The organism is Sorangium sp. So ce426, from assembly GCF_051475585.1.
Taxonomy (GTDB): domain Bacteria; phylum Myxococcota_A; class Polyangia; order Polyangiales; family Polyangiaceae; genus Sorangium; species Sorangium cellulosum_B.
In genome coordinates, this window is record NZ_CP150341.1 from 12026725 (window position 1) to 12051148 (window position 24424).

At 75.7% G+C, this 24424-nt stretch carries 14 protein-coding genes; 6 read left to right on the plus strand and 8 right to left on the minus strand.

The features are described from left to right. Positions 1-39: 39 nt before the first annotated feature. From WMF44_RS45205 to WMF44_RS45215, 3 genes are all read left to right on the plus strand, one after another. Complete coding sequence (locus WMF44_RS45205) at positions 40-3675, plus strand: FIST N-terminal domain-containing protein (RefSeq protein ID WP_437296238.1); 3636 nt, start codon at positions 40-42, stop codon at positions 3673-3675. 67 nt (positions 3676-3742) lie between these two features. Beyond that, complete coding sequence (locus WMF44_RS45210; RefSeq protein WP_437296239.1) at positions 3743-7114, plus strand: protein kinase domain-containing protein; 3372 nt, start codon at positions 3743-3745, stop codon at positions 7112-7114. A gap of 215 nt (positions 7115-7329) precedes the next feature. Continuing rightward, on the plus strand, positions 7330-9297 hold the full coding sequence (locus tag WMF44_RS45215) for a protein kinase domain-containing protein (protein ID WP_437296240.1): 1968 nt from the start codon (positions 7330-7332) through the stop codon (positions 9295-9297). 117 nt (positions 9298-9414) lie between these two features. On the opposite strand, the gene WMF44_RS45220 is transcribed toward WMF44_RS45215, so the two are convergent. The 7 genes from WMF44_RS45220 to WMF44_RS45250 all read right to left on the minus strand — a co-directional run bounded on the left by WMF44_RS45220 (position 9415) and on the right by WMF44_RS45250 (position 17102). Further along, on the minus strand, positions 9415-10071 hold the full coding sequence (locus tag WMF44_RS45220) for a superoxide dismutase family protein (RefSeq protein WP_437296241.1): 657 nt from the start codon (positions 10069-10071) through the stop codon (positions 9415-9417). A 241-nt stretch (positions 10072-10312) separates the two neighbouring features. Then, a complete protein-coding gene (locus tag WMF44_RS45225) occupies positions 10313-11344 on the minus strand; it encodes a hypothetical protein (RefSeq protein WP_437296242.1) in 1032 nt (343 codons plus the stop codon). A 186-nt stretch (positions 11345-11530) separates the two neighbouring features. Beyond that, positions 11531-12700, minus strand: coding sequence for a response regulator (locus WMF44_RS45230; protein ID WP_437296243.1), 1170 nt, complete (start codon positions 12698-12700; stop codon positions 11531-11533). Next, on the minus strand, positions 12697-14373 hold the full coding sequence (locus tag WMF44_RS45235) for an ATP-binding protein (RefSeq protein WP_437296244.1): 1677 nt from the start codon (positions 14371-14373) through the stop codon (positions 12697-12699). Before WMF44_RS45235 ends, WMF44_RS45230 begins: the two co-directional genes overlap by 4 nt. Positions 14374-14628: 255 nt before the next feature. Next, entirely contained in the window at positions 14629-15822 is a 1194-nt protein-coding gene (locus WMF44_RS45240; RefSeq protein ID WP_437296245.1) for a hypothetical protein, read from the minus strand. 329 nt (positions 15823-16151) lie between these two features. Further along, positions 16152-16829 carry a sterol desaturase family protein gene (locus WMF44_RS45245; RefSeq protein ID WP_437296246.1) on the minus strand — a complete coding sequence of 226 codons (678 nt, stop codon included), beginning with the start codon at positions 16827-16829 and terminating at the stop codon, positions 16152-16154. A 66-nt stretch (positions 16830-16895) separates the two neighbouring features. Next, positions 16896-17102, minus strand: coding sequence for a hypothetical protein (locus tag WMF44_RS45250; protein ID WP_437296247.1), 207 nt, complete (start codon positions 17100-17102; stop codon positions 16896-16898). A 303-nt stretch (positions 17103-17405) separates the two neighbouring features. On the opposite strand from WMF44_RS45250, the gene WMF44_RS45255 reads away from it, so the two are divergent. The 3 genes from WMF44_RS45255 (at position 17406) to WMF44_RS45265 (ending at position 21406) form a co-directional block, all read left to right on the plus strand. Beyond that, positions 17406-20198 (plus strand): DUF4388 domain-containing protein, encoded by a 2793-nt coding sequence (locus WMF44_RS45255; RefSeq protein ID WP_437296248.1) that lies wholly within the window; start codon positions 17406-17408, stop codon positions 20196-20198. Positions 20199-20248: 50 nt separating this feature from the next. After that, on the plus strand, positions 20249-20956 hold the full coding sequence (locus WMF44_RS45260; RefSeq protein ID WP_437296249.1) for a hypothetical protein: 708 nt from the start codon (positions 20249-20251) through the stop codon (positions 20954-20956). A gap of 66 nt (positions 20957-21022) precedes the next feature. Further along, positions 21023-21406, plus strand: a complete 384-nt coding sequence (locus WMF44_RS45265; protein ID WP_437296250.1) for a nuclear transport factor 2 family protein — start codon at positions 21023-21025, stop codon at positions 21404-21406. A gap of 9 nt (positions 21407-21415) precedes the next feature. Here WMF44_RS45265 and WMF44_RS45270 read toward each other — a convergent pair whose 3' ends face one another. After that, positions 21416-24256 (minus strand): AAA family ATPase, encoded by a 2841-nt coding sequence (locus WMF44_RS45270; protein WP_437296251.1) that lies wholly within the window; start codon positions 24254-24256, stop codon positions 21416-21418. Positions 24257-24424 lie beyond the last annotated feature (168 nt).

Consider the following 24424-nt stretch of genomic DNA (forward strand, 5'->3'; position numbering starts at 1 on the left):
CCGTGGCCCGCGTGCTGTAGCCTGAGAGCGCGGAGCTCCATGATCCTCGAGACATTCCACTACGATCGGGACACCAAGAAGTGGTCCGTGCGGGTGCTGCCGGTGCTCGACAGCGAGCGGACGCTGGTGCTGGCGTTCGGGGCGCCGGAGCTCCTCGACGACCCCGGGGCGATCCGCGAGCTGCGGCGGGCGTACCCGCGGTCGCACGTGGTGGGGTGCTCGAGCGCGGGGGAGATCGCGGGCACGTCGGTGCGCGACGGGACGCTGACGGTGGCGGTGGCGCGGTTCGAGCGGACGACGCTGGCGACGGCGCAGGTGGAGGTGGCGAGCGCGTCGGGGTCGTTCGCCGCGGGGCAGGCGCTGGCGCGCAAGCTGGAGCGGCCGGGGCTGCGCGGGGTGCTCGTGCTGTCGGAGGGGCTCGGGGTGAACGGCAGCCAGCTGGTGCGCGGGCTGAACGCGGTGCTGCCGGAGTCGGTGGTGGTGACCGGAGGCCTGTCCGGGGACGGGACGCAGTTCAAGCGGACGTGGGTGTGCGCGGGGGACGTGGTGCGCAGCGGGCTCGTGGCGGCCGTGGGGCTGTACGGCGAGCACGTGGTGATCCAGCACGGATCGAAGGGGGGCTGGGACAAGTTCGGGCCGGAGCGCGTGGTGACCCGCTCGGAGGGCAACGTGCTCTACGAGGTCGACGGGCGCCCGGCGCTCTCGCTGTACAAGGAGTACCTCGGGGACAAGGCGGCGGAGCTGCCGGCGTCGGCGCTCCTGTTCCCGCTGGCGTTGCGCGCGACGGCGCAGGACGAGAAGGCGCTCGTGCGGACGGTGCTGGCGGTGGACCACGACGCGCAGTCGCTGACGTTCGCGGGGGACGTGCCGAGAGGGCACCTGGTGCAGCTGATGAAGGCGGACTTCGAGCGGCTGATCGGGGGCGCGGAGCAGGCGGCGAGGGCGGCGAGCGAGGCGGGGAGGGCGGGCGGGGACAGCGCGCTGGCGATCGCGATCAGCTGCGTGGGGCGCCGGATCGTGCTGGGCGACCGGACCGAGGAGGAGGTCGAGGCGGTGGCGGACGTGCTGCCGAAGGGCACGCAGGTGACGGGGTTCTACTCGTACGGGGAGATCTCGCCGTACGCGACCGGCCACTGCGACCTGCACAACCAGACCATGACCCTCACCGTCCTCTCCGAGGCGCCCACGCCGCTCGCCAGGAGCGAAGGCCCGCGGGAGCGAAGGCCGCGCGCCGCGAAGCGGGCGCCGGCCGTGGCGGCGCGCGTCGTCGCGCAGCCGGCCGGCGGGATGGCGGAGTTCGAGGAGCTCGAGATCGCGTCGGACTCGACCTTCACGTCCGAGACCTCCTTCGACGCGCCGGCGCCGGCGTCGGCGTCGAGCGCGACGCCGGGGCCGGCGCCGCTGTCGCCGGGGCGCGAGGGCGAGGAGCCGCGGCCGACCATCCGGGTGCCGCCGAACGGCCGCAGGGCGTCGCGCCCGCACAGCGCCGAGCCCGCCTCGGGGCCGGTCTCGTCGGGGCACAGCCCCACCACCGTGGACCGGCCGCCGCCCGCCGCCTGGGCGCCCCGCGCCGCGCCGACGCGGAGCGTGCCGCCCGCCGGCGCCGCCGGCCGCCTCGACAGCCTCGCGTTCGATCGGCGCGCGATCGGCGACGTGCTCGTCGTCCGGCTCGCCGGGCGCATGACCGAGGCGTTCAAGGGGGCGGCGCTCGCGCGGGAGCTCGAGGGCAAGGTCCTGCTCGACCTCGCCGGCGTCGAGCGGATCACGTCGTTCGGCGTCCGCGAGTGGCTCCAGATGATCCACGCGGCCCAGCCGCGCCTCCGCGCCCTCTACCTCGCGCGCTGCTCCGAGCCGGTCATCAACCAGCTCAGCATGATCCGGCGGTTCGCCGGCAACGGGCGGGTCGTCTCGTTCTATGCGCCGTACTGCTGCGAGTCGTGCGGCGCCCAGTTCGAGCGCCTCGTCGACTGCGCCCACGACGCGGCCTCGCTCGCGGAGGGCAAGCCGCCCGACGCGGTGTGCCCCCGCTGCGACGGCGCCGGCGCCTTCGACGACGACGCGGAGACGTATTTCGGGTTCGTCGCCCAGCACGGCGCCGGCGCGATCCCGCCGGAGGTGCGCGAGATCCTCCTCGAGCTCGAGAAGGCCGACGAGCCCGCCGTCGGCGACGTGGTGGAGAAGTCCGTCGAGGGGCGCGTCACGCGCCTCAAGGTGGGCAGCAAGCTGACCGCGACGATCCGCTGGAGCCGCATCATCGACGGCCTCGAGGGCCAGGTCGTCTTCGATCTGAGCAGCGTCCCCGCGGTCACCGCCGACGGCGCGGCGCGCTTCGAGTCGGCGCTCCGCAAGCTCGACGGCGCCGTCGAGGCGATCCGCATCGAGGGCTGTCCCCGGCTGCTCGCCGAGCGCACGGCGGGCCCCTCGTGGCCCGAGCTCGCGCGGATCGAGTCCGCGGTCGTCGAGGGCCGCTGCGCGTCCTGCAGCGCGACCCGGACCGTGCTCGTCGAGGTCGATCGGCACGCGCCCCTGCTCCGCGGCGGCGAGGACCCGAGCGTGACCTGCAAGCGCTGCAACACGCCGCTCGCCTTCGACGGCTCCCGCTCGCTGCTCTACGTCCTCGGCGCCCACGCGACGCGCGCCCCCTCGGTCCCGCTGCCGCCCGCCCTGCCCGCGGCAAGCGCGCAGCAGCAGCCGGCCGCGGCGCCCGAGGCGCAGCCGCGCGGCGCGGGCAGCAACGCGGCGTTCCTCGCGCTGCTCGGCGGGGTGGCGCTCGCGGCCGCCGGCTTCGCGGCCTGGCGCGGCGGCGTCGGCCCCGCCGCGGCGCCAGCGGTCTCGGCGGCGCCCGCGGCTTCGGCGGCGCCCGCGGCCTCGGCGGCGCCCGCGGCCTCGGCGGCGCGCGCGGGCGAGGCGCGCGCGCCGGCGCCGCCCGCGAGCGGCCCCGGCACGGCGGGCTGGTCGGTCATGGACGACCTCCCGCCCGCGTGGGTGGAGCGGCCGTTCGTCGTCGAGGGCGAGAGCGTGCTCGTCGTCGGCCGCGGCGGCCCCACGGCCAGCGAGTCGGGCGCGCTCGCGGCGGCGCGCAACGGGGCGATCGAGCGCCTCACGTCCGGCCTCGCCGCGGAGCTCGCGGGCTCGCCCGCGGCCGAGCTCCTCGTCGCGCAGCCGCCGGCCGAGGCCGGGGCGGCGCAGCGCGCGGAGGTCGTCGAGCGCATCGCCGGGCGCTTCCTCGCGCAGGCCGGCGCGTTCGCGACGCCCGAGCGCGTGGACGCCGTCGTGCGGCGGGAAGGCGGCGGCGTGCTCGCCTTCGCGCGGTACAGGCTGTCCCGGCAGAGCTTCGACGCGGCCGCGGCGCTCTACCGCCAGACGGCCACGTTCCAGGGGCTCACCGTGGCGCGCTTCTTCCCGCAGCTCGAGGCGCGGGTACGCACCTCCGGCGAGCTCGTCGTCGTCGCGGCGGAGCGCCCGCGGCGCGGCGCGGATCCGGGGGTCGTCGCGGGGGACGTCGTGCTCGCGGTCAACGAGCGCCCCGTCCATTCGGTCGAGATCTTCGGGAAGGCCGCGGCGGACGCGTGGGCGCGCGCGCCGGCCGGTGGTACGATGACCCTCCAGATCGAGTCGCGCGGTGAGCGCCGCAGCGTGAGCTTCGCGAAATCCCAGGCCGAAGGCCCTCGATGAGCACCATGACCGCCCGCCGCGCTCGTTTCGAAGTGACGCCGCCGGCTCGCGCGATGGAGGCGGTCGAATGACCGAGCGCCACGCCGCCGGCCCGATGAGCGTCGGCGCGCGCCACCCCACCACGCTCGGCAGGTACCGCCTGATCAAGAAGATCGGCATGGGCGGTATGGCCGAGATCTGGGTGGCCTCCGTCGCGGGCATCTCGGGCGTGAAAAAGATCTGCGTGGTCAAGCGCATCCTCCCGCACCTCGTCGACAGCCCCGAGTTCGTGCGGATGTTCCTCGACGAGGCGCGCATCGCCGCCACCCTGGACCACCCCAACCTCGTCCAGATGTACGACATCGAGGACGTCGACGGCGTGCCGGTCATCGCGATGGAGTACCTCCACGGCGAGGATCTCAGGACCGTCCGGAAGTCGCTCCGGTCGGCGAACCGGCGGATGCCGATCGAGCACGCGATCACCATCGCGGCGGGCGTCGCGGCGGGGCTCCACTACGCGCACGAGAAGGTCGGCTTCGACGGCAAGCCGCTCGACATCGTCCACCGCGACGTGTCCCCGCACAACGTGATCGTCACCTACGACGGGGCCGTGAAGATCCTCGACTTCGGGATCGCGAAGGCGGCGAACCGCGTCAACGAGACGCGCGACGGCGCGCTCAAGGGCAAGGTCCCGTACATGTCGCCCGAGCAGTGCACGAGCGAGCACCTCGATCGCCGGAGCGACATCTACTCGGTCGGCCTGCTGCTCTACGAGATGTCGACGGGGAGCCGGATGTTCCGGCGCGGCGCCACCGAGTTCGAGCTGATGCGGGCGATCGTGGAGGACCCCGTGATGCCGCCGAGCGAGGTCTGCTCCGACTACCCGCCAAGGCTGGAGCGCATCCTGCTCAAGTGCCTGGAGCGGGATCGGGAGAAGCGGTACGCGACAGCGAGGGATCTCCAGATCGACCTCGAGGCGTTCGCCCGGGAGGAGCGGCTCGCCACCTCGGCGCTCGCGCTGTCGTCGTTCATGTCGGAGCTGTTCGGCCAGCGCGTGGAGGTGTGGCGGGGCGCGCTCGCCTCGGGGGCGGACCTCGAATCACACATCGTCAAGAAGGAGGAATCGATACAGAACGAGGACTCCTTCGCGGGCGCGCTCGACGCCATGGGCGCGGAGCCGCAGGCCGCCGAGACCGGGCGCCCCGGCGGGGTCGCCACGAAGCTCTCCGCGCCGCTCTTCGCGGCGTCGCGGCCCGACGCCGCGGGGGATCTGGACACGCCGCCGCGATCGAGGAGGCTCCCCGCGCTGTCGCTCGCGGACGCCGGCGCCGGCGTGGAGGGCGCGGAGCCGGAGGGGGCGCACGGGCACGGGCCGCGGGCCCTCACGGTGACCAAGCGGAGGCTGGGCAGCCTGCTGATCGTCTCGCTGTCGGGGCGGATGACCGAGGAGCTCCAGGGCCTCGCGGTCGCGCGCGGCATCTCCGGCCGCGTGCTCTTCGATCTGGGCGGGGTGCAGCGGGTCACGTCGTTCGGCGTGCGCGAGTGGATGGCGATGCTGGCCGAGGTGTCGCGGAGCGCGTCCGAGATCTACATCGGCCGCTGCACCGAGCCGATCGTGAACCAGATCAGCATGATCCGCCGCTTCTTCGGGGACGGGCGCGTCGCGTCGTTCTACGGCCCGTACCGGTGCGAGCGCTGCGGCGCCGCCTTCGATCGGCTGTTCGACTGCGACAGGGACGCGCACCTCGTCAGGACGCACGAGCCGCCCGCGAGCCCCTGCCCGCGCTGCGGCGCGGCGGCGGTGTTCGACGACGACGCCGAGAGCTACTTCGCGTTCGCGGCGATCCACGCGGGGATCGATCTGCCGGAGGACGTGCGGGCCGCGCTCGACGAGCTCGCGCGGCTCGACGCGGGGACCCACGAGGCGATCGAGAAGACGGTCGACGAGCGCGGGACGCGCATCCGGGTGCGCTGCAAGCTCGACGCGCACGTGCGGTGGAAGCGCGCGCTCGACGGGATCGAGGGGGCGCTGGTGCTCGATCTCGCGGGCGCGGCGGGGGTGACGTCCGAGGGCGCGAGGGCGCTCGCGCTGTCGCTCCGCGCGCTGGGCGGCGAGGTGACGTCGATCCAGATCGAGGGCTGTCCCGTGGTGCTGCTCGAGCACCTCGCCTCCGAGAGCCCCCCGCTGCGCGCGGAGGTGGTCTCGGCGATCGTCGAGGGCTCCTGCGAGCGGTGCGACGCGCCCCGGCAGACGCTGCTCGACGTGAAGGAGGCCGCGCAGGCCGCCCGCGAGGACCGGGAGCCGTACGTGCCGTGCAAGCGGTGCAACGCGCCGCTCGCGTTCCCGTGGCTCCGGCCGGCGCTGAGGCGCCTCGGCGCCGCGCCGGAGCCGGCGCCCACGCTCACCGGAGCGTCCGAGCCGGCGACGAAGCGCTCTGCCGCGGGGGGGCATGTGACGACGGCGGGGGCGGGGGCAGGGGCGCCCGCGGGCGCAGCGGCGCCGGCAGGGGCGCCCGCGGGCGCAGCGGCGCCGGCGGGGGCGGGGGCAGGGGCGCCCGCGGGCGCAGCGGCGCCGGCGGGGGCGTCTCCGCCGGCCGCGGCCGTCTCGGCGGCCGGTGGCTCCAGCTCGCGCGGGGTGCTCGCGGCGTTCGCGGCGGGAGCGCTGCTCGTCCTCGCCGTGGCCTTCGCCTACCAGGGCCGGGGACGCCCGCGCACCGCCGCCGGGGCGGACCCGCCGCCCGCGCCGAGCTCGGGGTGGCGCGCGGCGCCGCCGGCCGAGGAGAGCCCTCCGTGGATGGACCGGCCGTTCACCGCCGAGGGCGACGCGATCTTCGTTGTCGGCGAGGGCTCGGGCGAAAGCCGAGAGGCGGCGCTCGCTGTCGCGCGCGCCGACGCGATCTCCCGGCTCGCGAGCAACGTCCTGCCGGCGCTCGCGGGGTCGCAGGCGTACGCCTTCATCCAGGCGCACGGCGGCGGCGCGCGCCGCGCCGGCATGGCGGAGGCCGAGGCGAGCCGCTACCTGAAGCAGGTCGGCGCGTTCGCCACCCCCGAGCGCGTCGACGCGCGCTTCCAGGAGCGCGGCGGCGCGGTGGCGGCCGTCGCGCGCTACCGCATGCGCAAGGAGAGCTTCGACGCGGCCGTGCAGAGCTACGGGAGGACGGTCAGCGCGCTCGGGCTGACCGCGGCGCCCCTCTTCCCGCTGCTCGAAGGCGCGCTGAAGACGAGCGGAGACGCCGTCGTCGTCGCCGTGGAAGACAGCGGCCCCGCCGCCGCCGCGGGCGTCCGCGTCGGCGACGCGGTGGTCGCGATCAACGGCCGGCCGCTCGCCAGCTTTGAAGCGATGCGTCATGCGCTGCCGAGCGCGCAGGAGGGCGCCACCCTCGAGCTCACGCTCGAGTCGGGCGGCGCGCGGCGGACGGTCGCGATCAAGAGGCCGAGCGGGGCGCCGGAAGGGGGCTGAGCCAGGGCGGGCCGCGCCGCCGTGGTGCGCTCCCGCGAGCGGCGCGGGGCGCGGTGAGGGCGTCCGCGACATCGCGCCGCGCCGGCGCGCGAGCGTCGCGCAGGCCAGCGGAGGGGCAGAGGAGCGTCGCTTCCGCGGCATCGGCTGTCCGGCCGACGATCGGCTGCGCTATGCTGACTGCCGCGGCGCGGCGTTCTCCGTCGGAGGTTTCGAACATGCGCGGCCTGGAAGAGATCGAAGGGCTGGAGGCCGGAACGCTGATCGCCGGCAAGTACCGCGTGGACCGGCTGCTCGACAAGGGCGCGATGGGCGCCGTCGTCGCCGCGACCCACGTCGATCTCGACGAGCTCCGGGCGATCAAGGTGCTGCTGCCGGCGACCGCGGCCGATCCGGAGATGTGCGGGCGCTTCCTGCAGGAGGCGCGGATCGCGTCGCGGCTCAGGAGCGAGCACGCGGTCAAGGTGCACGACGTCGGGCGGCTCGAGAGCGGGCTGCCGTACATGGTGATGGAGTTCCTCGACGGCCGCGATCTCCGGGTCATCCGCAAGCAGCGGGGGCCGCTGCCGGTCGAGGAGGCGACGCTCTACGTCATCCAGGCGTGCGACGCGCTCGCCGAGGCGCACGCGCTCGGGCTCGTGCACCGCGACGTGAAGCCGGCCAACCTCTTCCTGACGCACACGCGCGAGGGGACGCCGTGCATCAAGGTGCTCGACTTCGGCGTCTCCAAGGTGTCGCAGGCGGCGCTCCTCGGCGTCGCCGAGATGCGGACGAGCACGGGCCAGATGCTGGGGACGCCCCACTACATGCCCCCCGAGCAGATGCGCGGGCAGCGCGACGTCGACGCGCGCGCGGACATCTGGGCGGTCGGGTCGCTCCTCTACGTGCTGCTCACCGGCCGGTATCCCATGCACGCGCGCTCCGTCCAGACGGTCTCGCTCGTGCTCGGGGGCAAGTTCGTGCCGGAGCTGCCGTCGAAGGTCTGCCGCGGGCTCTCGCCGGACATCGATCCGATCATCATGCGGTGCCTCGAGCGGGATCGCGACAAGCGCTGGCCCGACCTGGCGGAGCTCACGCTGGCGCTCCGCCCGTTCGCGCCGCCCGCGGCGCAGCCGCTCGTCGACCGCATCCAGCGCATGCTGCGCGGGGGCCTGCGCGACTCGCTGTCCGGGGCGCGCCCCGGCGTGGACGGCGCCGACGCGGGGGAGCGCGGCTCGATCCCCACCACCATGGGCTCGGGCCCGTCCACCGGCGGCATGGCGATCGAGATTCGCCCGGAGCTGCCACCTCCCGTGTTCTCCGCGGCTCCTGAGGAGGCGGATCCGGTGGAGCGGAGCGAGGCCGTGACGGTCTCGGACCGCTCGCGCGCCCGGCAGGAGACCGACCTGGTGGAGCGGCGCGAGGCGGCGACGGTGTCAGACCGCCAGCGCGCCCCTGCGGAGGCGGATCCGGGGGAGCGGAGCGAGGCCGTCACGGTCTCGGAGCGCCCGCGCGCCCGGGCGGAGGCCAGCCCTGCGGAGCGGAGCGAGGGGGCGACGGTCTCGGGCCGCCCGCGCGCCCCTGCGGAGGCGGATCCGGTGGCGCGGAGCGAGGGCGTCGCGGTCCCGGACCACGCGGGCGTCCGGGCGGAGGCCAGCCCCGCGGAGCGGAGCGAGGCTGCGGCCGGCTCGGACGGGCCGCAGCCCCGGGTGGAAGCTGGCCGTGTCGGGCTCGGCGCGGCCGGCCCGGCTCCGGAGAGGGCGCGCGTCGAGGAGGACGCCGACGAGACGACGCTCGCGGACACGCTCCGGCGGCTGCGCTCGCCCGTCAGGGCGAGCTTCGTCCTGGCGGCGGTGGCGGCGGCGATCGTCGTCGCGCTGCTGGTCAGCGGGACGCGGCCCGAGGAGCGGCCGTCGGGCTCCAGCGCTTCCGGGCCCCTCGCGGGCGCCACGTTGAGCGAGGCGCGCAACGCCGAGCCAGCCGGTCAGGTCGTCCCGGCGGCCGCGGCGTCTTCCGCGTCCCTGCCGCGGTCGTCCGAGCCGGCGGCGGACATCGAGCGCGAGGCGCTTCGAGAGCCGAGCCGGCGCACGGAGCAGGAGCCCCGGCGTCCCCCGGCCGCGCCGAGGCTCCCCGCGAGCGGGAGCCTCCCGAGCCCGGGCTCGCCCCCGGGGGGAAAGGGCGTTCCGGTCAGCGCTCCGCCCCGGTGACGCCGGAGGCGGAGACTCCCGCCTTGCGGGCGCTCGGGGAGAGGCCCTCTCGGGACAGGCGGTGAGGTGGAGTCGACGTGTCGTGAGCGCGGAGCGGCGGGCCGCGCCGCGCGCGCGTCACTTGCCCTGCGAGATGACGCCGCAGCCGATGCGGCCACCGGCGTTGCCGGCGGGCTGGCCGCCGTCATCCGCCTTCTCGTGGACGATGATGGCGCGGCCGAGGAACGTGTTCGGAGCGCCCTCCTTGAGATTCGCGCCCTTGGCGATGATCTCATGGGTGCCGGTCCCATCGGCCTTGACCTCGATATTGCCGAGATCGCCGAGGTGGCGAGCCGCGGCGTCGGGGAGACCGTGCGGGTGGTTCTCGGGGTTGTAGTGCGCGCCCGCGCTCTTCGCGTCCGGCGCGCTGCAATCGCCGGTCTCGTGCACGTGGACGGCGATCTTGCCCTTGGGAGCGCCCGAGACCTGGACGGCGACCTTCACGCCGCCCTCGACCTCGGTGAAGGTCGCAGTGCCCTTGAGCTTCGACTTGGTCCGCGCCTCGATGGGCACGGAGACGCTGACCGGCGGCGCAGGCGGCGCAGCGGCCTCCGGCGCCGCGGCGTCCGCCGGCGGGCTGGCCTCGGGCGCCGCGGCCGCAGGCGCCGCGGGCGCCTCCGGCGCAGGCTGGGCGGGGACGTCGGGGACCGCAGGGGCCGGCTCGGGCGCGCCGCCACAAGCGGTGGCGCCCAGGACGAACGAGGCGAGCAGCGAGAGACGATAGGCCGGTTTCATCACAGCGGAGACCTCCAGGTTCGTGAAGCGTTGGACCTCCGCCGTCTCGTAGAGCGGTCCTGGCGAGCGATCAATCGGCGAACCCGACATTCGTCAGGTGCGCCGGCGTGAGGCGCGCCGGCGCGCGGCCTGCGTCGCTCGCGCCGGCCGGCGCCGCGGGCAGCGCGCGCCCGACCCCTGGAAAGGGACCAGCGAGGCGCGGAGTCCGCCTCCGCGCCTCGCCGAGCTCAGCGGCGCGCGCTCACTGCGCGGGCGGGCAGCCGATGGGCCCGGTGCCGATCACGACGTCATCGATCCACATCGAGCGGGCGGAGTCCGCCTGATAGGACTCCCAGCCGAGGCCGATGCTGTCGAACGCCGGCGCCTTCCACTCGTAGTTCTCCACGTCGTTGGCGCAGCCCTGGCCCGTCCCGGTCACCTTGAGATCGGTCAGCTCCTCATTATTGAGCCAGAAGCGCATCTCGTTCTTCGGCCCGTCGAAGCTGAACTCGACGCAGGTCCACGCGCCGGTCGGGACCACCGTCGTCTCCTCCGCGTGGTGCCAGCAGTCCGTCTCCGGGCCGGTCTTCGGGTCGCTCCAGAACCCGGGCGTATCGTAGTTCGCCATGAGCTGGCTGCCGGCCGCGGTCGGGTGCTGCCCGCCGTAGCGATACTGTGCCGCGTAGGGCATTCCCTCGAAATCGCTGCCAGGAATGGTCCCTGAACCGTCGATGATGGTCCAGTGCACATCCCCCGTCGGCGCAGCCTCGAGGAAGAACATCATGCGACCATGGATGACGTTCGCCTCGGTGGGCAGGGCGTCGGCGTCCGTGAACTTGATCATGGCCGACTTGTAGTTGTTGTCTCCCGTGCTCGCGGGCGTGGTCACCTTGATGGACTTGGTGCCGCTGTAATGCTTCGTTGTGTCGACCGACACGGTGGAGCCCGCCATCGCCGTATAGACCGTCCACGCGCCCAGCTTCTCGCCGTTCGCGCCCTCGCCCTCGTACGACTCGAAGTCGTCGCAGAGCAGCCCCGCACAGGCCGTGCCGCCGCCGTCCCCCCCGCCCTCGCCTGCGCCGCCGCCGCCGGTTGCGCCGCTGCTGGTGGTGGCGGCGCCGCCCTCGCCTGCGCCGCCGCCGCCGGTTGCGCCGCTGCTGGCGGCGCCGCCGCCCGTGCCGGTGGTCGAGGAAGTTGCCGACGTCGTGCCCCCATCGTCATCCGAGCACGCAGCCGCGCCCGCCGCAAAGGTCGCGAGCAGGCCAAGCAAAGTAACGCTAATTCGAAGATTCATGTTCGTTTCCATCCTCCGCGGCGACTATTGCACGAGGTCATCGCGTGATTCAAGAACGAATGTTTTCGGCAGATCGCACGATCCAGGCGCTCGAACTCGAATGGCCCGGCGGTGCGGGGCAGCACGAAAATGCCCGGGAGCAGCCTTGAACAGCCCGCCTATCGGGCCGGGAGCGAGCGTGAGCGCTCAACCGCCGTCCGCCCCGCTCCCCTCCGCGCCCGAAAGCATCGCCTCCGGCGAGATCGCATAGAGCCTCTCCTCTCCCTGCTTTCCCCGGATCCGCACGAGCGCGGGCATCGCTTCTCCCGGGCTCCCGGCCGCGGTGAACGTCGCCTCATCCATCAGCAGGCCGCCGGCCTTCGCCTGCGCCTGGATCCGAAACGCCGTGTTCACTCGATCGCCGATGATCGTGAACTCCCGCCTGCCGCTCGACCCGATGCTCGCCAGGAGGACGGGCCCTGTCGAGAGCCCGAGCCGGGTCGGGAAGGCGGGGCGGCCCCGCGAGCGCTGGTGTTCGTTGAAGGCCGCGATGCTCCGCTGGATCCGCTGCGCCGCCGCGAGCGCGTCGCTCGCGCCCCGGAAGAACGCGAGCATGCCGTCGCCAACGTACTTGTCGACCTCGCCCGCGTGGTCGTAGACGATCTGCGCCACCGTGGCCATGTAGAGGCTGAGATCCGCGATCAGCGGCCCGGGATCCTCGCTCTCCGAGAGCCGCACGAACTCCTCGATGTCGCTGACCAGCACCGTCAGCACCTCGCGCGCCGGCGGGCTCGGCCGGTTCGACGACACGCTCTCCTCGATGCTCTCCCAGGCCCGGTCGGACAGGTAACCGCGCAGCGCCGCCTGCATCTGGCGCACCTGCGCGTAGCGCTCCTCGAGCTCCCTCCGCTGCCGCTCGAGCTCCCGGCGCTGCCGGTGCAAGAGCAGCTGCGTCCCGACCCTGGCCAGCACCTCGCGCAGCTCGAACGGCTTCGTGACGTAATCGACGCCGCCCGCGTCGAACGCCATCACCTTGTCGCCGATGCCGGTCATCGCGCTCAGGAAGATGACCGGGATGTCCGCTGTCCCGGGATCCCCCTTGAGCCGGCGGCACACCTCGTAGCCGTCCATGTGGGGCATGCTCACGTCGAGCAGGATGAGGTCCGGAGGCGCCGCCGCCGCCGACATCAGCGCCATCGCGCCGCTGATCGCCGCCCGCACCTCGTAGCCCTGCGCCGTCAGCATCGAGGTCAGGAGCGACAGGTTCGCCGGCATGTCGTCCACGATCAGGATGCTCGGGGGCTCTTCCCTGGGGCGCTCCGGCCGCGCGCCCGGGGCCGCCCCGCGGGGGGCTGGCTTTGCGTCGGTGTCCGTCATGACGGCTCCTCCTCGTCGGCGCTCGATAGCGCCAAGATGCTGTCGAAGCGATACCCCCGCGCGAGCTCGGCCACGGCGCCCGCGAGGTCCGCGTCCTCCGGCCGGAACCGATCGAGCGTCGCCTGGACGGCCTTCGCGTCGAGCCGCGTCGCCGCCCGCCGGAGGTCCTTGCGGAGCGCGGCGGGCAGCCCGGCCGCCGCCCGGGCGAGGTCGACGGCCGGCGCCCCCTGGGCGGCGCCGGGCTCGGCGGCGCGCTCCTCGTACTCGAAGCGGGCCCCGAGGTGCTTCGTCAGGAGGCCGAGGATGTCCGCGTCGCGGAACGGCTTGCTCACGAAGTCGTCGCACCCGGCCTCCGCCGCGAGCGCCCGGTTCTGCTCGAACGCGCTCGCGGTCATCGCCACGACGACCGTCTCGTGCCCCCGCGCGCTCGCCTTGATGCGGCTCGCCGCCTCGTAGCCGTCGAGCAGCGGCATGCGGAGGTCGAGCAGGACGAGGTGCGGCGCCCACGTCTCCCACTGCGCCACGGCGCCGAGCCCGTTGGTCGCGCTGCGCGCCTCGACGCCCACCGAGTCGAGCAGCTTGAGCAGGCAGTGGCGCACGTCCCACCGGTCGTCGACGACGAGCACGCGGTACCTCGGCTGGCCCGGCGAGAGCCCCACGGCCCGGAGCGCCGCCGGGTGGCGCGCCGCGCCGCCGGCGCGGGCGTCGGGCGCGTCGGCCAGCGACAGGCGCACGTCGAAGCGGAGCGTCGTCCCGCGGCCGACCTGGCTCTCCACCCGGATGTCGCCCCCCATCATCCGCACGATGCGCCGGCTGATGTGCAGGCCGAGGCCCGTGCCCTCGCGCGACTGCCGCCCGGTCGCGGTCTGCCCGAACGCCTCGAAGAGCTCCGCGAGCTCCGCCTTGGCCATGCCCCGGCCGGTGTCCGTCACCTCGAACGAGACCCGCACCCGCCCCGCCGCCGCGCCGTCGGGCGCGCCGCCCTCACGCACACCGGTAGAGCGCCGCGACGAGGCGCGCAGCGTGACCGACCCGCGCGGCGTGAACTTCAGCGCGTTGCCGAGCAGGTTGATCAGCACCTGCCGCAGCTTCCCTTCATCGCCGTGGACGTGCCGCGGCACGTCCTGCTCCCGCTCGACCCTGAGCGTGAGGCCCCGCTTCTGGGCCTCGACCGCGAACATCTCCGAGAGCCCCGAGAGCGTGTCGTGGAGGTCGAACTCGGCGTCGACGAGCGTCATGCGGCCGGCCTCGATCTTCGCCATCTCGAGGATGTCGTTGACCAGGCCGAGCAGGTGCTCGCCGCTCTTGCAGATGACAGCGAGGTTCTCGCGGTGCCGGTCGGCGAGCGAGGGGTCGCGCTCCACGAGCTGCGCGAAGCCGAGGATCGAGTTGAGCGGGGTCCTGAGCTCGTGGCTCATGTTGGCGAGGAACGCGCTCTTCGACCGGCTCGCGGTCACGGCCTCGTCCCTCGCCCTGCGCGCCTCCTCCTCGGCCCGCCGCGCCTCGGCGAGCTCCTCGACGAGGCGCTGCTCCGCGGCGCGGCTCGTCGCGAGCTCCTGCGCCTTCCGCTCGAGCTCGCGCTCGCTGGCGTGGAGCCGCCGGCGGAGCGCCCAGAGGGCGACCAGAAGGAGGGTCCCGACGACAACGGAGGCGGAGATCCCGACGACCTGCATTCGATGTGCCCCACCCGCCTCCTGCGCGGCGGGAAAGACCGGAGCGCCGATCCCGTCGGAAGGCACCGATCAGGTTACAGGAGTTCGGGGCAGCCCGTGGGGGCCCGATCGGCCGCGCCGCGCGGCTTCGGGCGGCGGTGCGGCGCGCTCGTCAGGCAGACCACGGAATCGACGGAGCCGCGCCGCGGCAGCGCGACGCGGCGGTCGGTCCTCCCCGGCGCGTTCACGCGCTGCTCCCCGGCGCGGGTTCACGCGCTATGGCGCGCCGCCGTCCGGCTTCGCTCGTCGCGGGGGTGTGACGACCTCATCGGTCGGCGGCGGGCCGGCGTCTCCGCGCGGCGGCGGGCCGGCGTCTCCGCGCGGCGGCGGGCCGGCGTCTCCGCGCGGCGGCGCGTCGCTGTCTGCCTGCGCGGGCGGCGGCCTGGGCGCGGGCGTGAGCGCGGGTTGGCGGAGGCCGCGCAGCGAGGCGAGCCGATCGACGAGGACGCCGGCCTCCTCGGCCGACAGCTTGACGCGCGCGTGGAGCGCCTTGCCCTCGGCCGCGATCGCGATGCGCTCGAGCACGGCCCCGAAGCCGATGAGCCGCGTCGCGAAGTCCGCCGCGCGCGCGTCTCGCGCCGCGCGCAGCTCCGCGCCGAGCGCGGCGCAGGGGGCCTCCGCGTCGCAGAGGACGGCGGCGTGGACGGCGATCTCCGGGCCGAGCGCGACGCTGGCGCCGCCGGAGAGCAGGGACGCCGCGGGCGATCGGCTGGAGCCGCTCAGCGCGAGCTCGCGCCCGATCTCGGCGCGCTGCTCGGGCGTGAGCACCACCGTGACGCGCGCCGCCCCCTCGCCCACGGCGCGGGCGATGTCGTCGTGCGCGGCGCTCGCGCCGACGTTCCCTCCGACGTTCCCGCCGCGGCCCTCGGCGGCGTCGATCATGGCGCGCAGGTACGCGCCCCCGCCGAGCAGGATCGGCCCCCCGGGGCGCACGGCGATCTCGCCGTGGCCCTCGGCGCTCGAGTCCCGCACCGCGCGGAAGCTGCCGATCGCGGAGACGACCGGCCGCCCGCCGCGGGCCTCGATGACCTTGGAGGCGCACGCGAGCAGCGCCTCGTCCTGCACGGCGCCGGCCGCGACCAGCCCGAAGTCGCCGCCCTCGCCCGCCGCCGGGATGGCGATCGCGACCTCGGTCAACGCGGCCACCGGGTCGAAGCCGCACACGTCGCGCACCTTGCCGAGCCCGGGGATCTCGCGCTCCTCGCGCAGGAACGAGGCGAACGCGGGAGAGGCGCGCAGGGCCGGGAGATCGAGCGTCGCGACGAGCATCGCGCCGGCGGGCACGGCGTCGAGCGCGCGCGGCGCGGCGGGGGGGCTCTCCCGCCGGCGGCCGAGGAGCCAGGCGGCGCCGCCGCCGAGCAGGACCCCGGCGAGCAGGAGGACGAGGCCGTCTCTGGTCCGCGGCTGCACGCGCGACCCGTTAGCACACGGCCGCGGCGGACGCCCCGGCGGGCGCGCGCCCCCTCGCGCGCGCCGGCACGTGGCCGAGGATGGCGCTGCGCCGCCCGGACGTGCCCTTGCGCGGCGGCAATGTGCCCTTGTGGGGCGTCGACGTGCCCTTGTGGGGCGGCGACGTGCCCTTGCGCGGCGGCAACGTGCCCTTTGCGCGGCGGCAACGTGCCCTTGTGGGGCGTCAACGTGCCCTTGAGCGGCGTCAACGTGCCCTTGAGCGGCGTCAACGTGCCCTTGTGGGGCGTCAACGTGCCCTTGTGGGGCGTCAACGTGCCCTTGTGGGGCGGCTACGCGCCCTTGCGCGGCGGCGACCAGCGCGTCCCGCGGACGAGATCGAACACGGGCACGGTCACGTTGAAATTCCAGCGCTTCATGAGCCGGGGATCATGGTGCCTGCGGTGGTGCTCGCGGAGCCGCGTGAGCCCCGGGAGCCGGTACACCGGGCTGTCCGGCGGCAGGTGATACGCGAGGTGCAGCCACTCGTAGCTCACGAAGAACACCATCGCCGTCGCGAGCCCGAGCAGCGCCGCGTCCGGCGAGAACAGCGCGCCCGCCGCCGCGGCGAGCGGCAGCAGCGAGGCGAGGACCAGGAGCGCCGAGGCCGGCGGCGTCAGCACCAGCCAGAGCTCGCGGGCGCTCCGCAGCGCCATGTCGTCGGCGGTGAAGGCGAGGTGGTGCTCGCGCTCGTGCCGCTCGCACAGCGCGCCGAGCAGCGGCGCCCGCCGGTGCAGCACCGACCTGTGCGCCCACCACTCGAAGGCGAAGCCGAGCAGCAGCGTCGCCGGCACCGCGACGAGCTCGACGGCATCGACGGCGTCGAGGAGGCGCACCGCCGCCGCGAGCACGAGCGCGCCGAGCAGCGTGGGCGCCGCGAGGTGGAGCGCCGGGCGGTACCCGCGCGGGATCCGCGCCGCGATCTCCGCGCGCCGCCGCGACCGCGGCGAGGCCGGCTCGTTCACGAGCATCGGAAACTATGAATTCCAAAAAAACAGAACGCAAGCGCGGGCGAGGCCGCCGGCGAGGGGGCGCGCTCAGCTTTCCTGGCGTTCTTCCTTCTGTTCCGCGTGTTCGGCCTGCTCCGCGCCGTCCCCGGGCGCGCCGCCGTCCGTCGCGGGCGCGTCCCGCTCGAACAGCCCGCCGATCGCCTCGCCGATGCGGCCGATCTTCGCGGCGAGCAGCACGACGATGAGCAGGAAGGCCGTCAGGGCGATCTCGTTGTGGGAAGCGCCGAGCACCATGGGTCGACGTCTACCACACGCGGCGCCCACGGCGCCGCCGCGCCGCCGCGCGCGCGTGCGGCGGCGCGGCGGCGCCGACCTCGCGCTCGCGTCGCGGAGGTGATGTCGGCCGGGCGCCCCCAGCGCGGCAGGGGTGGAGACCTCGCCGCTCCGGCGGGGCGGTCGTGGAGGGAGCTGCGCTGCGCGGCGGGAACGCGAGCGGGCCGCGATCGCGTTTGACAGCCCGCCGACGACCGTCGAGAGTCCAGTCGATGCGGGCCCCTGGGCGCTGCTCCGCCGGGCCGCCGCCACGAGATGACCGCCGTGTCCGAGCCCCGCGACGACTACGAAGCAGTGCAGGCGCGCCCGCGCGAAGGCGCCATCCTGCTGGCCGACGCGTCCGCGGACGGGGAGGCGATCGGCGCGGCGCTGCGGGGCCGGGGCTTCGAGGTGATCGCGGCGCCCATCGCCGAGCTCGACGCGCGCCTCGCGAGCGACGCGCCGCGCGTCGTGATCGTCGACATCGACGAGCCCGGCGCGATCGAGGCGCTCGAGCGCCTCTACCTGCGGCCGGGCGGCCTCGCCGCGTCCGTGCTCCTCGTGGGGGATCCAGTCCGCTCGGCGGAGCTCGATCCCCAGCTGTTCGGGCAGGTGTTCGAGCGCCCGGTCGACACCGCCGAGCTCGCCGCGCACGTGAGCGCGGTCGCGGAGCCCGGGCGGTTCCGCGGGGAGCACGCCGTCGAGGCGCGCCTCGCGGCGGGCTTGCCGCTCGACAACGACGTCCCGTCGAACCCCGACTTCGCGAGCGATCTCGACCCGCTCGACGTCGGCTCGGTGCTGCCGCCCCCGGAGGAGGAGGGCGACGAGGTCGGTCCGCGCCTCCTGCCGGCGCGGATCAGCCCGGAGCTCGAGGAGATCCTCGTCGCCGCCGAGCAGCGGGTCACGGCGAAGGCGCACCCGTCGAGCATCCCGGCGGCCGAGGAGGAGGTCGATCTGATGCTGTCGTCGGAGCTGCTCTCCGCCCTCGACGAGCCCCTGGATCCGGAGGAGGACGAGCCGCGGACCGGCGCGAGCGCGGCCGTCGCCCCGGTGCCGACCGGGTCGCCCTCGCAGCCGAGGGCGAGCGAAGGCCCGTACGGCGTCGCGCCCGCGCCGCAGCCGGCGGCCACCGGCGCCGAGCACACAGGGCCCGGCGACTCCCTCGTCGAGCTCGCGGAGCCGGGCGACGAGCACGAGGACGACCGCGACGCCGAGCCCGCGTTCGACGGGGCGCACGCGACGAAGCGCGCCGGCCCCGAGCTCGCGGCGCTCTCGCTCGACAGGGAGGCGCACCCGCACGGCAGGGAGGATCGCGATCTCGGCGGTCCCGCGCGCCGGAGCGGCGGCCGCGACGCCGCGCCGCCGACCCCGCGCGACGCGGGCCGGCCCCACGCCTTCGCGTCGCCGCCGCCGCGCCCCGAGCCCGCGTGGGATCGGTCGCCCTCGCCCGTGCCGCGAGAGGAGCCCGCGTGGGACCGCGCCGGCCCTGCGCGCGGCGGCGAGGACGTCGACTGGGCGCGCGCTCCGTCGGGCCGCGTCGAGCCGAGCCTGCGCCAGCGCGTCACCGAGCCGCCGCCGCCCCGGTCGCGCGAGGCCCGCGACGCCCGCGCGCCTGGCTTTCCGCCGTCGCCTGGCGTCGCGTTCGTGTCGCCTCCCTCGGTCGAGGTGAGGACCGCGCTGCTGTCGCCGGTCGGAAGGGCCGAGCCCGAGCCGCTGCCGCCCGTGACGTCCCCGGCCCGCTCCGCCCCGGCGGGGCGCGCCGCGGCGCCTGCTGGCGGGCCCGTCCCGGCGAGCGCGGGCGCCGGCTCGCTCGGGCGCGGCCTCCTGGCGCCGAGCCCGCCTGCCGCGCCGAGCGCGGCCGCGTTCGGCCGCGGGCCCCTGCCAGCGCCGCCGTCCATGGCCATCTCCGGCGCGGCCCTGCGTGGGCCCGCGCCGCCTCCGCTGCCGCTCGTGCCGCCCGCGCCCGCCACGGTCACAGCGGCCGGGCTCGGCCGCGCCATGGCGCTCGAGCCGATCGACGAGGCGCCGAGCTCCGGCGGGGTGTCCTCGACCACGGTGCTCGGCCCGGGCGACGCCCCGCGCGCGCTGGCCCGCGCGGTGGGCAGCCGCTCCTCCGGCGCCCTCGCGATCACGACCGAGGAGGGCGCGCGGCGCATCGTCCTGCACGAGGGCGATCTCGTCACCGCCGGCTCGAGCATCCCCGAGGAGACGCTGCTCGCCTTCCTGGTGGGGCGGGGCGACCTCGAGCGCGAGGTCGCCGCGCGGCTCGCGGGCAAGCTGCCCGCCTCGGGCCGGCACGCGGGCGCGGCGCTCATCGCGCACGGCCACCTCGGCCAGGACGACCTCTGGCCGGTGCTGCGCGCGCACGCCGAGTGGGTCATCGGCCACGTCGTGCTCGTCGAGGCCGGCACGTGCGACCTCGAGCCCGAGCCGCCGGGCCGCCTCAAGGCGGAGCCGAACGTCTTCGGCGGCGCCACCGGCGCCGAGGTCTTCGTCGAGACGATCCGCCGCGTGATCGCCCCCGAGGTCGCCCTGCGCCGCCTCGGCGGCCCGGGGGCGCGCCTCGACGACGGCGTCCGGCGCAACCTGCTCGGCGAGTGCGCGCTGCGGCGCGAGGAGGAGGAGCTCGTGCGCACCGCGCGCGGCCGCAGCGTGGGCGAGCTCGTGAGCGTGGCGGAGCCCGAGAACGCGAGCGTGCTCTACGCGCTCGTCTGCCTGGAGGTGCTCGACGTCCTCATCCCGCCGTCGATCACCGAGGCGCCGCCCCCGCCGGTGGAGGATCCGCTCGACGAGGAGGCGATCCGGCAGCGCGTCCGGGCGCGGCTCGCGCTGGTGGAGGACGGGGACTATTTCTCGATCCTCGGCATCCCGCGCGACGCGACGAACTACGAGATCCGCCGCGCGTACCTCGCGCTGAGGAAGGCCTTCGAGCCGTCCACCCTGCTCACCGCCGCGACCGTGGACCTGCTCGACGACGTGCGGCTCGTCATCGAGGTGCTCGACGAGGCCTACGAGATCCTGCGCGAGCCGCACAGGCGCGAGCGGTACCGGCGGGCGATCGAGGCGGGGCCGCCGTAGCGGGGAGCGGGGCAGCGCGCGCTCGGTACGGCGCGCGGCGGGCACGGTTGATGAAAGCCGGCGCGGCTGTGCAATGCGCGCTCTCTCCCGGACCGGCGGCGCCGCGCGCGGGCGAGCCGGCGCGCTCCGGTCGATCGGCCGCGGCGGCGCTGATCGCCGCCCTCGCGCTCGCCCCGGGGTGCGTCCGCGAGGCGGCGAAGGAGGCGACCCACGGCACGCTCGAGGCGCTCGAGCGCGGCGCGCAGGACGGGGCCGGGCCCGCCGGAGGATCGGCCGAGAGGCCGGCCGAGGGCGCGCGCGAGCGCGAGCGGCCGCTCGTGGGGGCCATCGTCCACGACGCGGTCCGGGCCGGCGCGGCGGAGATCGGGCGGCAGGCCGAGGGCCTGGAGCCGGTCATCGCGCAGACGAGCGAGGCGGTCAGCAGCGCCGTCGTCGAGGGCGCCCTCCAGCACGACAGGGCGCTCGTCACCCTCGTCGAGCAGGGCACGGGCGCCGCGGCGAGGGCCGCGGCGCGCGAGGGGACGGCAGAGCTCATGGAGCAGTTCGCCGGGTGCCCCGCCGGCGACCCGGGCTGCTCGAGCGCCGCGATCGAGCGCGCGAGCCGCGCCGCCGCCACGGGCTTCGCGGACGGCCTGGGGAGGGCGATGCAGCCCTGGATCATCGGCCTCGCGTTCGGCGGGGGGTTCCTGCTCGCCGCGCTGCTCGCCGTCGCCATCGCGGTCTTCGGGCGGCGGCACGAGCGCCCTGCCGCGCACTGAGCGCTCTGCCGCGCACTGACTGAGAGAGGTCCGCCCCTTGCACGCACACGCACCGCAGGAGGCACCATGTCCAAGGCGAGCGAGTTCATCGAAGCCCTGCGTCGGATCGAGGAGAGCGGCGACGTCGAGCCCATGGCGCGGCTGTTCGCGCCCGACGCCGTGCTCAGCAACCCGGCGATCTCGAGGCCGCTCCACGGCCCCGACGGCGCCCGCAACTTCTGGCGCAGCTACCGCCACGCGTTCGGCGAGGTGCGGTCCGAGTTCCGGTGCGTCGCCGAGTCGGATGCGGCTTCCCTCCTCGAGTGGACGAGCCGCGGGACGCTGCCCAGCGGGGCCGAGTTCTCGTACGAGGGCGTGAGCGTCCTCGAGCACCCGGCCGGCGCGATCGCGCGGTTCAGGGCGTACTTCGACCCGAGGTCGCTCGGGCTGCCGCTGAGGCACGCGGCGTAGCGCCGCGCTTCAGCTGGAGCACGCGGCGTAGCGCCGCGTGCCGGCCCGCGCGATCGCGTCCACCACGACCTCGCCTTGCTCGACGCCCACGAGCGCCGCCGACCCCTCCTCGAGCTGGCCGCGCAGGATGAGCTCCGCGAGCGGCGCCTCGACGAGGCGCGCGATCGTGCGCTTCATCGGCCGGGCGCCGAGCTCCGGGTCGAACCCCCCGGCGTCGAGCAGCGCGTCGATCGCCTCGGGCTCGACCTCGAGCTCCACGCCGCGCGCCTCGAGCTCGCGCTCCAGGCCGCCGAGCAGCCGCCGCGTGATCTCGGCGACGTCCGCCCGCGTGAGCGGCGCGAAGCAGAGGACCTCGTCGATGCGGTTGTAGAGCTCGGGCGGGAGCGCCGCGCGGGCCGCGGCGAGCATCGTCTCCCCGAGGCGCTCGGGCGACACGGCCGAGGAGGCGCGGGCGAAGCCGACGGAGCGCTCGGACCGGAGCGCGCCGGCCTCCGCCGCGCCGAGGTTCGAGGTCATCACGAGGACCGTGTTCGTGAAGTCCACCCGCCGCCCTCGTCCGTCGGTCAGGCGGCCCTCGTCGAAGACCTGGAGGAACGCCTCGAGCACGTCGCGGTGCGCCTTCTCGATCTCGTCGAGCAGCACCACCTGGTACGGCCTCCGCCGCACCGCCTCGGTGAGCTGGCCGCCGGCCTCGTGGCCGACGTAGCCGGGCGGCGCGCCGACGAGGCGCGCGACGGCGTGCGACTCCGCGTACTCGGAGAAGTCGAGCCGCGTCATCGCGTCGGGCGAGTGGAACAGCGCCTCGGCGATCGCCTTCGCCGTCTCCGTCTTGCCCACGCCGGTCGGCCCCAGCAGAAGGAACGACCCGATCGGGCGGCGCGCGCGCAGGCCGGCCGCGTTCCGGCGGAGCACCCGCGCGATGCGCGAGAGCGCCTCGCCGTGGCCGACAACGTTCTCGGCGAGCAGCGTCTCCAGCGAGAGCATCCGCTCGCGATCGGTCTCGAGCAGCCGCTCGACCGGCAGGTCGGCGAGCTCGGAGACCACCTCGGCGACCTCGGCGGGGCCCACCTGCCGCGCGGGCTGCGCGGGTTCACGGAGCGCCGCGCGCGACGCGCCTGACGCGCGCGACGCGCCTGACGCGCCTGACGTCGACGACGCGCGCCGCCGCGTGCGCGCGCCCGCGAGGTCGAGGATCGAGAGCGCCTTGTCGGGCAGCGCGCGCCCGGGCAGGTAGCGCACGGACCAGGCGACGGCCGAGGCCAGCGCCTCGTCCGTGAACGCGAGCCCGTGGTGCGCGCCGAGCCCGACCGCGACGCTCCGGAGCAGCAGGAACGCCTCGTCCTCCTCGGGCTCGTCGATCTCGACGATCGTGAAGCGCCGCGCGAGCGCCGGGTCGACCTCGATGCTCTTCCTGTACTCCTCGGGCGTGGCGGTGCCGATCAGCGTGAGCTCGCCGCGGGCGAGCGCGAGCTTGATCTCGGCCATCGCCTCGTCGAGCGCGCCGCTGCCGAAGAGCTCCGACAGGCCGTCGATGAACAGGATGACCCGCCCGCCCGCCTCGCGGACCTCGGACCGGAGCGCGGACAGGCGCTCGCTCAGCGCGCCGCGCGCGCCGGTGCCGGCGAGGAGCTCCGAGGGCACGAGCTCGACGACGACGCGCGGCTCCCGCTCGTCGAACGCGAGCCGGTGCGCCACGCCGCGCGCGACGGAGGTCTTGCCGACGCCCGCCGGGCCGAGGAGGCAGGGGTTGTTCGCGTGGCGCTTGGCCAGGACGTCGAGCGCCTGCTCGATCTCGTGCTCGCGGCCGACGATCGGCTCGAGCTCCCCCTGCACGGCCGCGAGCGAGAGGTTGTGCCCGAGCGAGGCGAGGGCCGGGAAGCGCGCGCGGTCGAGGGTGAAGCGCGCCGCGAGGGCGGCGCTCGCGGCGGCGCTCGTGGCGGTCGGCGGCGCGAGCGGCGGGAGCGGCCGCCCCGGCGCGGGCGCGGCGGGGGAGGCGGCGGGAGCGGGGGCAGGGGAGGCCGAGGACGCCGGGGAGGGGGTGGGCGTGAGGGCGATCGGCTCGGCGGCTGCCAGCGCGTCGGCTCCGATCGGCGCCGCGGCGGGGCGGGGGCGCCCCGGCGGGAACAGCGGCGTCGGCGGGAAGAGCGGCACGGTGACGCCCGGGCCGGCGCCCTTGGTGGGCCGCGACTCCGGCGCGCCGGCGCCCCTGGCGGGCCGCAGCTCCGGGATCCCGACGCCGGCGCCCCTGGCGGGCCGCAGCTCCGGGACGGCGACGCCGGCGCCCTTGGCGGGCCGCAGCTCCTGGGACGTGCGCGGCGAGCGCGGCGTGCGCCCCGGATCGGCGGCCTCGCCGCGGGCGCGGCGGGCCGTGGGCGTCGCGCCCGGCGCCGGCGTCTCCGGCGCGCCGCCGTCCTGGAGCAGCCGCGCGGGCGTCCGCCGCGCCTGCACCACGCCGAGCGCGATCTGGAGCGCCGCGGTCCGCAGCCGCGCGAGATCGACCCCCGACTGGGTGAGCGCGCGGTGCGCGGCCGAGCTGCGGTCGGACAGGAGCGCGAGCAGCAGGTGGAGCGCCGCGGGCTCCTTGGCTGTCGCTCGCTTCGCGACGTCGCGCGCGCCCCCCATCGCCCGGCCGATCGGGTCGGGGCCCTCGTCGTCGACCGAGCGGGTCGCCTTGAGCAGGGCCTCGTCGTCGAGCCGCCGATCGCGGAGCAGATCCGCGGCGGGGCCTCCGCTCATGGCGATGGCCGCGAGGAGGTGCACGCTCGACAGGCGCTCCTTGCGCTGGGCGGCGAGGTCCTGCGCGAGCTTGCGCAGCGTGACGAGCTCGGCGTGGGAGCGAGGGCTGGTCATCCTTGCAGAGGTCTCCGGGCTCGGGGTTCGCACGCCGGGCGAGGGCGGGCCAAGTTTCGGAGGCCGGCGGCCGCGCGCCGCGTGCCATGTCACTGAGGGATCACCTCCTCGGTCTTGCAGACGGGCGTGGCGGCGGCGAACCCCTCGGCGCACCCGAGGCGCACCGCG

Coding starts and splice junctions, on each gene's coding strand:
- WMF44_RS45250 (WP_437296247.1), bottom strand. CDS start 17,102: ATGGTGCTCGGCGCTTCCCACAACGAGATCGCCCTGACGGCCTTCCTG.
- WMF44_RS45225 (WP_437296242.1), bottom strand. CDS start 11,344: ATGAATCTTCGAATTAGCGTTACTTTGCTTGGCCTGCTCGCGACCTTT.
- WMF44_RS45235 (WP_437296244.1), bottom strand. CDS start 14,373: ATGCAGGTCGTCGGGATCTCCGCCTCCGTTGTCGTCGGGACCCTCCTT.
- WMF44_RS45270 (WP_437296251.1), bottom strand. CDS start 24,256: ATGACCAGCCCTCGCTCCCACGCCGAGCTCGTCACGCTGCGCAAGCTC.
- WMF44_RS45230 (WP_437296243.1), bottom strand. CDS start 12,700: ATGACGGACACCGACGCAAAGCCAGCCCCCCGCGGGGCGGCCCCGGGC.
- WMF44_RS45265 (WP_437296250.1), top strand. CDS start 21,023: ATGTCCAAGGCGAGCGAGTTCATCGAAGCCCTGCGTCGGATCGAGGAG.
- WMF44_RS45260 (WP_437296249.1), top strand. CDS start 20,249: ATGAAAGCCGGCGCGGCTGTGCAATGCGCGCTCTCTCCCGGACCGGCG.
- WMF44_RS45215 (WP_437296240.1), top strand. CDS start 7,330: ATGCGCGGCCTGGAAGAGATCGAAGGGCTGGAGGCCGGAACGCTGATC.
- WMF44_RS45210 (WP_437296239.1), top strand. CDS start 3,743: ATGACCGAGCGCCACGCCGCCGGCCCGATGAGCGTCGGCGCGCGCCAC.
- WMF44_RS45205 (WP_437296238.1), top strand. CDS start 40: ATGATCCTCGAGACATTCCACTACGATCGGGACACCAAGAAGTGGTCC.
- WMF44_RS45245 (WP_437296246.1), bottom strand. CDS start 16,829: ATGCTCGTGAACGAGCCGGCCTCGCCGCGGTCGCGGCGGCGCGCGGAG.
- WMF44_RS45220 (WP_437296241.1), bottom strand. CDS start 10,071: ATGAAACCGGCCTATCGTCTCTCGCTGCTCGCCTCGTTCGTCCTGGGC.